This window comes from Aerococcus sp. Group 1 (assembly GCF_000193205.1).
GTDB lineage: Bacteria > Bacillota > Bacilli > Lactobacillales > Aerococcaceae > Aerococcus > Aerococcus urinae_A.
Window position 1 is genome coordinate 743,028 of record NC_015278.1, and the last position, 12,301, is coordinate 755,328.

General features: G+C 41.6%; 9 protein-coding genes. 4 read left to right on the top strand and 5 right to left on the bottom strand.

Going from position 1 to position 12,301, the window contains the following annotated elements; genetic code table 11:
- The first annotated feature begins 11 nt into the window (after positions 1-11).
- A complete protein-coding gene (gene nrdE / locus HMPREF9243_RS03490) occupies positions 12-2,210 on the top strand; it encodes a class 1b ribonucleoside-diphosphate reductase subunit alpha (protein WP_013668887.1) in 2,199 nt (732 codons plus the stop codon).
- A gap of 90 nt (positions 2,211-2,300) precedes the next feature.
- Here nrdE and gpmA read toward each other — a convergent pair whose 3' ends face one another.
- Together gpmA and HMPREF9243_RS03500 are read right to left on the bottom strand one after the other, a co-directional pair.
- The gene (gene gpmA, locus HMPREF9243_RS03495; RefSeq protein WP_013669780.1) at positions 2,301-2,978 is read right to left on the bottom strand and encodes a 2,3-diphosphoglycerate-dependent phosphoglycerate mutase; all 678 of its coding nucleotides are present in this window, start codon (positions 2,976-2,978) and stop codon (positions 2,301-2,303) included.
- 144 nt (positions 2,979-3,122) lie between these two features.
- Positions 3,123-3,794, bottom strand: a complete 672-nt coding sequence (locus HMPREF9243_RS03500) for a 2,3-diphosphoglycerate-dependent phosphoglycerate mutase (protein WP_013669317.1) — start codon at positions 3,792-3,794, stop codon at positions 3,123-3,125.
- Positions 3,795-4,116: 322 nt separating this feature from the next.
- Here HMPREF9243_RS03500 and HMPREF9243_RS03505 point away from each other — a divergent pair, with 322 nt between their 5' ends.
- Positions 4,117-4,689 (top strand): NADPH-dependent FMN reductase, encoded by a 573-nt coding sequence (locus HMPREF9243_RS03505; RefSeq protein WP_013669989.1) that lies wholly within the window; start codon positions 4,117-4,119, stop codon positions 4,687-4,689.
- A 64-nt stretch (positions 4,690-4,753) separates the two neighbouring features.
- Here the strand turns inward: HMPREF9243_RS03505 and HMPREF9243_RS03510 are convergent, their stop codons facing one another.
- The gene (locus HMPREF9243_RS03510) at positions 4,754-5,311 is read right to left on the bottom strand and encodes an ECF transporter S component (protein WP_013668561.1); all 558 of its coding nucleotides are present in this window, start codon (positions 5,309-5,311) and stop codon (positions 4,754-4,756) included.
- 170 nt (positions 5,312-5,481) lie between these two features.
- Here HMPREF9243_RS03510 and spxB point away from each other — a divergent pair, with 170 nt between their 5' ends.
- Entirely contained in the window at positions 5,482-7,269 is a 1,788-nt protein-coding gene (gene spxB, locus HMPREF9243_RS03515; protein ID WP_013669687.1) for a pyruvate oxidase, read from the top strand.
- Between the two features lie 235 nt (positions 7,270-7,504).
- Here the strand turns inward: spxB and HMPREF9243_RS03520 are convergent, their stop codons facing one another.
- Together HMPREF9243_RS03520 and HMPREF9243_RS03525 are read right to left on the bottom strand one after the other, a co-directional pair.
- Positions 7,505-8,734 carry a transporter gene (locus tag HMPREF9243_RS03520; RefSeq protein WP_041705942.1) on the bottom strand — a complete coding sequence of 410 codons (1,230 nt, stop codon included), beginning with the start codon at positions 8,732-8,734 and terminating at the stop codon, positions 7,505-7,507.
- A 78-nt stretch (positions 8,735-8,812) separates the two neighbouring features.
- The gene (locus HMPREF9243_RS03525) at positions 8,813-9,685 is read right to left on the bottom strand and encodes a helix-turn-helix domain-containing protein (RefSeq protein ID WP_013669054.1); all 873 of its coding nucleotides are present in this window, start codon (positions 9,683-9,685) and stop codon (positions 8,813-8,815) included.
- 251 nt (positions 9,686-9,936) lie between these two features.
- Between HMPREF9243_RS03525 and gshAB the strand changes: the two genes are divergently transcribed.
- Positions 9,937-12,231, top strand: coding sequence for a bifunctional glutamate--cysteine ligase GshA/glutathione synthetase GshB (gene gshAB / locus HMPREF9243_RS03530; RefSeq protein WP_013669840.1), 2,295 nt, complete (start codon positions 9,937-9,939; stop codon positions 12,229-12,231).
- The last annotated feature ends 70 nt before the right edge of the window (positions 12,232-12,301 follow it).

Below are 12,301 nucleotides of genomic sequence, written 5' to 3' on the forward strand. Positions count from 1 at the left end.
AGTATGTCTTAATGACATTCAAGCAAGAGGAAAACTACCTGTCACTGAATGCTTTAACTCGTTTTAAAGACCAAGCAGGTCACTATAATTTTCAAGCCGATAAAGAAGCCGTAGCTGTCTACATGAGAGACTATATCCAAGCCAAGACCAAGACTTTTGCTAACCTGGATAGTAAGTTGGACTATCTTTTTGAAAATAACTACTATGAAAAAGAAGTCTTTGACCAATATTCTAAAGACTTTATCCATGAAATCTACCAATGGGCGGATGACCAAGATTTTGCCTTTCCTAATTTAATTGGGGCCATGAAATTCTATTCCGCCTATGCGCTGAAGACGGATGATAAGGCTTATTATCTAGAAACCTATGAAGACCGGGTGATTGCTAATGCGCTCTTCCTAGCCAATGGCGACCAAGACTTAGCCAAGGATTTGGCAGCTGATATCTTGTCTAATCGCTTTCAACCGGCGACGCCTACCTTTCTCAATGCGGCTAAGAAAAGACGAGGTGAATACATTTCCTGTTATCTCTTAAGGGTAGAGGACAATATGGAATCCATTGCTAGAAGTATTGCAACCAGTCTGCAATTATCCAAAAGAGGAGGGGGCGTGGCGCTCTGCTTGACTAACTTAAGAGAGACCACTGCTCCTATTAAGGGAATGGCCAACCAGGCATCTGGGGTGGTGCCCGTGATGAAGCTCTTGGAAGACTCATTTTCCTATGCTAACCAATTAGGACAACGGCAAGGAGCAGGGGCGGTCTACCTCCATGCCCACCATCCGGATATCCTTAAATTCCTGGATACCAAACGAGAAAATGCTGATGAAAAGATTCGGATTAAATCCCTGTCTTTAGGTGTTGTAATTCCAGATATCACCTTCCAACTCGCTAAGGAAAATAAGGACATGGCGCTCTTTTCACCTTACGACATTAAAAAAGTCTACGGCAAGGCCATGTCAGATATTTCCATTACCGAAAAATATGACGAGTTATTGGCTAATCCAGCCATTCATAAGGACTTTATTTCAGCGAGAAAACTTTTCCAAGTCATTGCGGAACTGCACTTTGAATCAGGTTATCCTTATTTAATGTTTGAAGATACGGTTAACAGCCGCAATCCTCATAAGAAAAAAGGACGGATCGTGATGTCCAACTTATGTTCGGAAATCACCCAAGTATCTACTCCTTCCAGCTTTAATGAAGATCTTTCCTTCCGTACTATCGGGGAAGACATTTGTTGTAACCTGGGTTCGCTCAATATCGCCAAAGCCATGGATCAAGCCCCCGACTTCGGCCACTTAGTCAGCCATGCTATCCAGGCCTTGGACCGTATTTCGAGAAAGTCTGACCTAGAGTCTGCTCCATCAATTAAGAAGGGTAACCAAGCCAACCATGCTGTTGGTTTAGGGGCTATGAACTTACACGGTTTCTTAGCCACCAACCATATTTACTATGATTCAGAAGAAGCAGTAGACTTTACCGACATGTTCTTCTATGCACTAGCCTACCATGCCTTCAAATCCTCACATGCTTTAGTGAAACAACATGGACCTTTTGCAGGATTTGCTGAATCGGAATATGCGGATGGGTCTTATTTCATGAAATATACTGAATCAAGGGTCCAACCTAAGACAGAAAGAGTTCGTCAATTACTCAAAGATTACGGCTTGCAGTTACCAAGTCAAGAGGACTGGCAAGCCCTCGCTAAGGCTATTCAAGAAGACGGTATCGCTAATGCCCACCTGCTAGCAGTCGCTCCAACGGGTTCGATTTCCTACCTGTCTTCATGTACACCGAGCTTGCAACCAGTGGTTTCACCGGTAGAAACTCGCAAAGAAGGTAAATTAGGTCGGGTGTATGTTCCTGCTTATCAGATTGATAATGACAACTATGCTTATTATCAACGAGGAGCCTATGAAGTCGGTCCCCAAGCCATCATCGATATTGTGGCCGCCGCCCAAAAGCATGTGGACCAAGCTATCTCCTTAACCCTCTTCATGTCCTCGGAAGCCACCACCCGTGATTTGAACCGGGCCTATATCTATGCCTATAGCAAGGGCTGTTCCACCATTTACTATGTTCGCGTTCGTCAAGATGTTTTAGCCGGCAGTGAACATTTAGAAAGTGATGAACTGCTCTCTGCAGATCCAACGTCTCCAGACCGTTCGTCCTGTAATGGCAACTCGGAATGTGAATCCTGTATGATCTAGGCGAATCCCCCTAGTGAATGAACAATTAAAAGCATGCAAAAAAGCAGCTCTTCTATTTTGGAAAGAGCTGCTTTAATTTACTTAAAATTATTATTTATGTAAAACTGTCTTGTTCACAACATTGAGGTTTTCGTCGATGTCATAAACGATTGGTTCGCCAGTTGCGATTTCAACGCCCATGATGTCATCGTCAGAAATGTTTTCAATGTGTTTGGTTAGGGAACGTAAGCTGTTACCGTGAGCCACAACTAAAACATTTTTGCCGTCTTTTAATTCTGGAGCAATGTGGTCTTCCCAGTAAGGAAGGGTACGGTCAAGGGTATCCTTTAGACATTCACCAGCAAGCATGTGGCGGGTGTCTAAGTGGTCATAACGATGGTCAAAGGCTTGTTCACCGCTAGCTTGTGGAGGACGTACATCGTAGGAACGACGCCAGATATGAACTTGTTCATCACCATATTTTTCAGCGGTTTCAGCTTTGTTTAAACCTTGTAAACCACCATAGTGACGTTCATTTAAACGCCAATTTTTTTCTACTGGTAGGTAGAGGCGGTCCATTTCTTCTAAAACAATGTTACAGGTTTGGATAGCGCGGGTTAGTACGGAAGTATGAACAGAATCAAATTCAATACCCGTTTCTTTTAAATCTTGACCCGCTTTAGCCGCTTCCTTACGACCGTTTTCACTTAATTTTGGATCTAACCAACCGGTAAAGACATTGGCTAAGTTTAATTCACTTTCACCGTGACGAATGAATACTAATTTCATTTTTTTCCTCCTAAATAATTCTTGCAAAACACTGTGGCCAAGGCCATAATATCTCACTTCATTCTTATTTTACTTGAGAAAAGCCTAGAGGGCAATAGCTTTTAAAAGAAAGTGATTATTTTCACCAAGCTTACAGCCCTTTAATCAGCCATTCAAGATTTCCTTACTTTTGATCTGGAGCTCTTGATCAAAATGATAGACAATCGGGAGGGCATTGGCGATCTCTATCTGACTGGCTTGACTGGGGTCAAGGTCTTCAATGACCAAGGTTAAGGCCCGTAAGAGGTTACCATGGGAGACGATTAGGACATTTTCCCCCTGCTTGATTTGAGGAATCACTCGGTCTTCTAAGTAGGGAAGTAAACGCGCTTGGGTATCCTTTAAGCTTTCACTCTGTGGAAGGCTTGTACTATCTAAGAAGGGGTAGCGGTCGCTGAGCTCATTATCAGTCGCCTCGGGAGGACGGACGTCATAAGAACGTCGCCAGGCATGGACTTGGTCTGGACCAAATTTTTTCCGGGCCAAGTCCTTGTTCATTCCTTCCAAGGCGCCGTAATGGCGACCATTCAACCGCCAAGATTTTTCTAAGGGTAGGTAAAGTTGGTCCATAGCTTCTAGAACAATATTAGTGGTTTGGATGGCCCGGCTGAGAAGGGAGGTATGGACTGTATCGAGATGGATTCCAGCTGCTTTCAAGCGACGTCCAGCCGCATAGGCCTGGTCTTTGCCTTCTTGGGTCAGTTTGGCATCGTACCATCCGGTAAATAAATTATTTAAATTGGAACTACTTTGTCCATGACGCAGTAAGATGAGCATGAGCTTGATCCTTTCATTGATTTTTTCCTCTCTATTTTAAATAAAAGTCAGCTTAAAGTAAATTATCCCTTAGCTGGTTCAAAGGGTAAAAGGTCAATGAGTTTACCAGCCAGGGTACCAAATATTGTATTCGAAATTTGCTTAGAAAGGCCTTCTTTTCTTTAGAAAGCTTGCCAGGGCTTGCTTACAGTAGGGTTAATAGAATTGGTCAAAAATAAGCTAAAAAAGATAGGCATCTTACTTGATTTTATAATTTAATGTTAATAAAGTTATTATAGTTTAATTATAATAAATATTATTTTAATGTAGAGAGGTATTTGTTATGGCAAAAAAAGTTGTAGTTTTAGTTGGTAGTTTACGTGAGGGATCCTATGCACGCCAGATTGCCCATAATGCGATCGACATGTTTAGTGACGACTATGAAGCAGAAATTCTAGAAATTCGTGACCTACCCCTTTATGATGCGGACTATGATGACGCTGAAATGACCAATAAACCTTTACCAGACAGCTATGTTAGCTTCCGTCAATCCATTAGTGATGCGGCTGGTGTCTTATTTGTGACTCCTGAAAATAATCGGACTATCCCAGCCTGCCTAAAAAATGCTGTTGATGTGGCTTCAAAACCAAAAGGTAAAGTGGCATGGACCAATACACCCGCTGCCATTATTTCTCATTCTGTGGGAGCAATGGGCGGATACAGTGCCAATAAAAATTTACGTTTAGCCTTGTCTTACTTCGTAATGCCAACCATCCAACAACCTGAAGTCTTCTTGGGGCATTCAGCTGATCTCTTAGATGAAAATGGGAAATTTAAGCAAGAATCAACGATTAATTTCGTTCAATCATACATTGATCAATTCGAAGACTTGATGGCTAAAAATCCTAAAAACTAAGATTTATCAAGCAAAGGGACTGTGAAAAAATCCACAGTCCCTTTTTTGTCTAAGTTGATAATTTTTAAGCGGCTAAGGCTGGATAGCGGTCAACAACCTTCTTCATGGGGTAGTAGAGTAAGGTCACGAGCACCGCAGTAACTGCTGCTGTGAACAAACTGGCTGGCATCCCTGTAGCCGCAATGGCCATGGCCGCTGCTAGGGAATTGCCTAGTAAGACTTGACGAAAAGTATACTTAATGAAAATCACAATGACCTTAGTGACACCCGCCACGATCCCAATGGTGGCTAAGCGGCCCATGGATAATTGTGAATGGAAGACTTTTCGGTAGAGTAAGGAGACTACGGCAATCACAATGAGGTTTTCCAGAACGGTAAAGATTGCTACTGAAGCGTAACCGTTAAGGACGTCATAGAGAAAGAGACCCGCGGCCGCTGCCAGGGTCCCTCGTTTTTCGCCCATTAAGAGCACACCGAGGACAACTAAGGCGTTACCAGGGTGGACGAAGCTCTTTGAAATCGCTGAAGGCATGGGAATATGAATAAAAGTAATGGCTAGAATAATGAGAGCTGCGTACATACCCATGGCCACCCATTCAAAGAGAGAATTATTTTTATGCATAAGCTATCGCTCCTTTTTAATAAATTTGATATCGATTATAACTCATATTCCAGTTTATAAAAGAAAAAATTGAGCATATTGTTCAAATTTTCAAGTATCTTTTGATAAAGTGAGGATGAAGAGTTAATTTGTTTAAATGAAATGAAAAAGAAAGGAAAGGGACAGTAAGAATGGCGAAAATTGATGCTTGGGTGGCAGGACTGCGTGTACTGGAAGACTGGGGAATTAAGAGTGTCTATGGTCTACCAGCGGGTTCCCTAAACTCCTTAATGGATGCTTTTGAAAAAGAACAGGGAAAGATTAACTTTATCCAAGTCCGTCACGAAGAAACAGGGGCCTTGGCTGCTTCCATGAGTGCCAAATTCACGGGGAAAATTGCAGCATGTATTGGGTCAGCTGGACCAGGGGCAACTCATCTCTATAATGGCCTCTATGATGCCAAAGAAGATAATGTTCCGGTCTTAGCCATTATCGGCCAACGTCCAGAAGTTCAATCGAACTTTGACATGTTCCAAGAATTTAACCAAAATCCATATTTTGCTGATGTCGCCGTCTATAACCGCCGGGTAGCCTATGCTGAACAACTACCAAAGGTCTTAGATGAAGCCATCCGGACTGCCATCGCCAGAAAGGGCGTAGCTGCAGTTGAAGTTCCAGTAAGCTTTGGCTGGGAAGTCTTGGAAGAAGACTCCTGGTATTCTTCAGCCAAGAGTTACCGCGACTATCCACTAATGACACCTGATGTAAACGATATTGACCAAGCAGTTAAGGTCTTGGAAGCCAGTGAGCGCCCAATCATTTACGCAGGCATCGGTACCCGAGGCAGTGGGCAAGAAGTGGTTGAACTTTCTAAGAAAATCAAAGCTCCTGTCGTAGTGACTGGGATTAACTTCGATAATTTCGATTATGAATTCGATGCCCTCTTAGGTTCTGCTTACCGAGTGGCTTGGAAACCAGCCAATGAAGCCTTAGAAGAAGCCGACACTGTCCTCTTTGCGGGTTCAAACTTTCCTTTTGCTGAAGTAGAAGGGACCTTTGACCATGTTAAACACTTTATCCAAATTGATATTGACCAACAAAAACTGGGTAAACGCCATGACGCTGATGTCAGCATCTTAGGGGATGCCGGCGAATCTATCCGCCAAATTACGGAAAAAATCGCAGAAAAAACCGATAAGGGCTGGTACAAGGCTAATATCGACAATGCCAAAAATTGGAAAGACTATCTTCAAAGTTTAGAAGAAAGAGAGAGCGGAGAACTGCAACTCTTCCAAGTCTACCATGCCATTAACCAAGTGGCTGATGAAGATGCCGTATATTCCATTGATGTGGGTAATACCACCCAAACCTCGATCCGCCATTTGCATATGACACCTAAAAATACTTGGCGAACCTCTAATATCTTTGCTACCATGGGTAATGGTTTACCAGGAGCTATTGCTGCAAAGCTGGAAATGCCAGACCGGCAAGTTTGGAACTTAGCCGGAGACGGGGGCTTTTCTATGGCCATGCAAGATATTGTTACTGCAGTGAAATATGATCTTCCTATGATTAATGTGGTCTTTACCAATGAGCGTTTCGGATTTATCCGTGATGAACAAGAAGATACCAATGATAACTTCTACGGGATCGATATTGCCGATGTCGACTTTGCTATGATTGGTCAAGCTCAAGGTGCTTCTTCCTACACAGTAACTGAGATTAGTCAGTTAAAGGATGTCTTCAGCCAAGCGGTTGCTGACGAAAAAGACGGTAAAGTCGTTGTCATTGACTGTAAGATTAGTCTGGACCGTCCAATTCCAGTGGAACACTTAGAACTTGATCCTAAACTTCATGAAGAAGAAGCTATCGCTAAGTTTAAAGAACGTTACTATGCTGAAGACCTTAAACCTTTAACCGCTTACCTAGAAGCTGAAGGGGTAGAAATCCGCCAATACCAATGGAAGGACACCCTGTAAGGTTTTTAGTAAATCCTTAAAATTCTATTAATCGAAGAAGAGAGATAATTTCTCTATTAAATTGTGTTCCATATACTTAATAAAGCAGCCAGTGATTGAAAGCTCCTGTCTCTGTGACTAGGATGGCTTCAGTCCCTGGCTGCTTTTTACTAGTACTTGATCTTATCAATCGAAAGTTGTGGCCGGTTCTTTTGCTAATTTTTTCTTAATGCCTTCTTGATAAACTTTTAAGCGGTTACTGTCCTTTACTTATAGATAATAAACTAACCAGGATGCCAGTGCTAGTAAATAATAACCAGGTCATGGTGAGGTTCCAAGTAGCAAGCAAACTATAAATAGCTGTTCCTAAAGGGATCGACAGGGTAAAGAGTAGAGAAAGAAAGTTGCTGGTTCGGGCTAAAAACTGACTAGGGACTCGCGACATGAGCAAAGCATTAATTTTAGGATTAATCTTTCCCGCGAGATAGGCAGCAAATCCTAGAAAACATAGGCCCACGATAAGAGGAAAATGCAAAAAGTTAGCGAGTCCCATCAAAATAAAGGTAGTAGCAGTTAGCCTTAAAAGTTGATCAATAGCTAGCTGAGAGAAATAATCATGGGGACTGAGACTTGCTAGGAGAATGCCACTGACTGTCACAGTTTCAACGACTAAGAGGGACTGGCTATATGACATGTTAAATAATTCTTCTTTTAGAAGAAAAATATTATAAATTGCTGTGGTGGAACCGCCTAGAGAGTTTAGTAAAAGGACAGCAACTAGTAAGTGTACAAAGTTTAATCCAGTAGACTGGTTAAATAATTGTTTAATTTGGGTAAAGATAGGAATAATTTCTTTTATTAAAGCTTTAGATTGATGACTCTCCTTACTTACTTTGTTAAGGTCTAATTCTTTTACTATGGGGAATATGAGTCCAACAGCAATCAAAAAGGATAAGGCATTGATGAATGCGACTTGACTAAAATTATTATTTGAGAATGTAAGCAGCCAGACTCCGAGGGCTTGACCAGAGAGATTACAAATAAATGTAATCAACTGAGTAAAGGAATAAGCTTCCATTAAATCATTTTGATTAACATACTTTTGAATCATGGGCATTTTTAATCCATTGCTATAATCACTCAAAATATCGCTGCTTATATTAACGAAGCTGACGATGGAAAAAATGAGGAGGGTCGCTTGGTTAATAATAAGGGCAACAAAGGTAAATAAAATCGCTTGTATAAAACCGCTTAAAATTAAATATTTCTTTTTATCAATAGTATTATCGGCCCGAATGCCGACAAAGACCGTAAATAGACTGGGAATGACCATGACAATATTGGCCAAGCCGACCATTAGATTCGAATGAAAACAATTAGCAGCATAGACAATAAAGACAATATTATAAAGGGCCGATCCTATGGAATTGAAGAATCGAGAAATAGTTAGATAGCGATAGATTCTATTCTTAAAAAGTAAATGCATTATAAGGACATCCTTTCCCTTAGATGATGGTTATATTGTATGATTTACTTCATTTAAGAAAATTAATTTTGAATATATTCAATAAGCCCTGTTTGAAAGCTCTTTATTCATAGCCTTTTGGTAATAATCGGCGACATTATCGCAGTGAAGTGTCTTCAAAATAGCTATGGCTGTTTTCATTTGATCGATACCCTCTGAAGCGCCATTTAATTTATAAGCATAAAGTCCCTTGGCCCAGAGGTAGATGATGCGGTAGTAAGTTTCATTTTCCTTAAAAAAATGGTTTTGTATTTGTTTATCAAAGTAAGCAGCATTGACGTAGTCCTCCACATCGATACAAAGTAGAAAACCATTTATTAAAAGAGTATGAATTAATCTTCTATTGCTTTTTAGTCCTCCAAAACAATCCGATTTATGTAACATTTCGTGGGTATATTGAGTAAATAATTCCGATGAGATAAGGGTTGAACTTATGGATAGGAGGGTAAGCTCATAGTTTCCCCAAATTTCTGTGCTAAAGAGATAGTCATGGAGAAAGGCACTTTCTTCATCGGATAATGTGGTAGTGTCATCCAAAGCCTTCATGTGTGCTTTAATAATGATTGAATTGATTTTGTGGCTTTTCTTTTGGGGAGCTTTTTGCCATTTCTGTACTTCTGAAAGGTAGAGTTTTTTTAGAGCTTGCCTGTCATTATGGAGTTCAAAATCAAGAATATTTTCTTGCAATTTGACTAATTGACTTTCAGAAAAACCCCTAGCCAGATAGAGGTACTCATTGACTTCAATATGTGTATTATCAAGAGCTGTAAATAGTTTGTGGGCAGAGATTTCATTCTTTCCATTTTCAAACTTAGACAGCATCGAAGCCGAAAAGTCACCACCGCTAGCTTCAGATAAGGTAATATGCTTAGCCTCACGAAGTTGCTTAAAAATTTGTCCGAGTTCTTTCATAGCTATAACCCTCTAAATCGTATAATTATTAGTTACAATATTTGATTAAAGCATAGTATATCCTTTTTTATCGCTTAAAGTATATCCTTTCTATAATTTTGGATCATTGTTAAGATCAAAGTTGATATCATATTAATAATCAAAAATTAATAACAAAAAGTAAGCTAAACACTTTTTACTAGTATTCAATCGTGGTAAAGTTAAGGAAATAGTCTAAGTACCTCAAAGTACTATTAGGGAGAAAACAAGTTATGAATCAAGTACAAAACTATATCAAAAATGAAAATACCTCAGCTTTATTTCAAAACACCTCCATTGGAATTGAAAAAGAAGGCCACCGGGTAACCCCAGAAGGGCATATTGCCCAAACGCCTCATCCCAAAAATGTTGATGGATCCAGTGAAAACCAGTATATCCAGCGCGATTTTGCTGAATCGCAAACCGAACTCGTCTCGCCACCCGTGATTGGCCGTGAAGAGGGCGTTCTGGAGTGGATGCATGCCATCTATGACGTCACCCTTGCCGCCTTAGATAATGAGGAAGCCATTTGGCCTTACAGTATGCCACCAAAATTGCCTAGTGATGACCAGATTAAGGTGGCCCAACTGGATGACCCTGCCGCAGTAGATTACCGGGAATATCTAGTGGGAGCCTATGGTAAGAAACTACAAATGATTTCTGGCCTCCACTATAACTTTGGCCTCGATCCCGACTTCATCAAGGGTTTCTACCAGTCTGAACATAGCCAATTTGAAAGCTTACAGGAGGCTCAAAATGCCCTCTATTTAAAACTTGCCCGGAACTTTTTACGCTATCAATGGGTGATGGTTTATTTCTTAGGAGCTAGTCCCTATGCCCACGACTCCTTCTTTGAGGCTGGAGTGGAGCCTCTTGGCCATCCGGTGCGGAGTATCCGTAATTCTGAGCATGGCTATGTTAACCATGAAGATGTCCATGTTTCTTACCACGATCTAGAAACTTACATCACTAGCCTAGAAAACAATGTTAAAACCGGTCACCTTTATGCTGAGAAGGAATTTTATTCTAACGTGCGTTTACGGGGTGGCGCTAAGGTCAGAGACCTCCTCCATACCGGAATTAAATACTTGGAAGTGCGCAATACCGATATCCAAGGCGATGCGCCCTATGGGATTCGCTTAAGAGAACTTGTTTTCATTAAATACTTCTTACTCTATCTGCTTTGGATGGATGAGATGGCTGATGACCCGGAAATTGAAGTGGGCGTTAAGATTAAGACCCAAGTCGCTAATGAAGATCCTTTCAGCCAAACGGCCTACTATGATGAAGGCAAGCAGATCGTCAGTGGTTTGCGGCAAATGCTAGCGGACTTAGGAGTGAGCCAAGAGAAAGTGGACCTGATTGAGGAAGTTCTTCATCGTTTGGAAGCACCAGAAGAGACCCCAGCGGCTCAGATTGTAAAAACTTATCCCAGTGTGGACGCCTGGTTAGAATCCGGTTTGGAAATTGCCGAAACCAACCGCAAAAATGCTCTCAAGGCGCCTTATCAATTAGGTGGCTTTACCGATATGGAATTGTCTACCCAGATCTTTATGGCAGATGCCATTCGCTCCGGGATCCAGGTAGAGATTCTAGACCGGTCTGATAACCTCCTCCGCCTCTCGGTCGGAGACCACAGGGAATATGTCAAAAATGGCAATATCACCAGCAAGGATACCTATATTTCCCACTATCTCTTAGCCAATAAAGAAGTCACCAAACAAATTATCCAAGAGGCTGGTTTCCAAGCCCCCAAATCGCGGACCTATCACAGCCTAAGTGAGGTGGAAAGGGCAGCCGGACTCTATCTTAACCGCCCCTTAGTGGTTAAACCCAAATCAACCAATATGGGCATTGGTATTTCCATCTTTAAAAAGGGACCTAGCCGTGAAGAACTTTTAGAGGCCGGTCGGATTGCCTTTGAAGCGGATGACAGTGTGCTCTTAGAAGACTATGTGCCAGGGGTAGAGTACCGCTTCTTTGTCCTGGATGGTAAGACCATCGCTGTTTTACTCAGAGTGCCTGCTAATGTGGTGGGCAATGGGAAGGCGACCATCGCAGAATTAGTCGCTGAGAAGAATGAAGACCCTAAGCGAGGCTTAGACCACCGGACTCCACTGGAAAAAATTCAACTAGGAGACATCGAATCCTTGAACCTTAAACAACAGGGTTTGACCTTTGACAGCGTCTTGGCTGAGGGTCAGCGGGCTTACTTAAGGGAAAACTCCAATATTTCTACTGGGGGCGACTCGATCGATGTTACCGATCAGGTTCATCCCTCCTATCTTGACATTGCCAGTCAAATGGCTGATGCCTTAGAAGTGAACATTACAGGGATCGACCTGATGATTGCAGATATTACAAAAGCTGCCCAAGTGACCAATGAAGGGGCCAATTATGGCTTTATCGAAGCCAATTTCAACCCTATGATGATGATGCACGTCTATCCAGCCCAAGGCCAAGGGGTCCGTGTCACTGAAGCCTTGCTTCATTACCTCTTTCCAGAAAAGAAATTCTTAGATAAATAAGCCAAACAAAAAAGGCTCAGTTTAAATGTAGTGACCCCCAAAAGTTGGACTAAGAATTCAACTTTTGGGG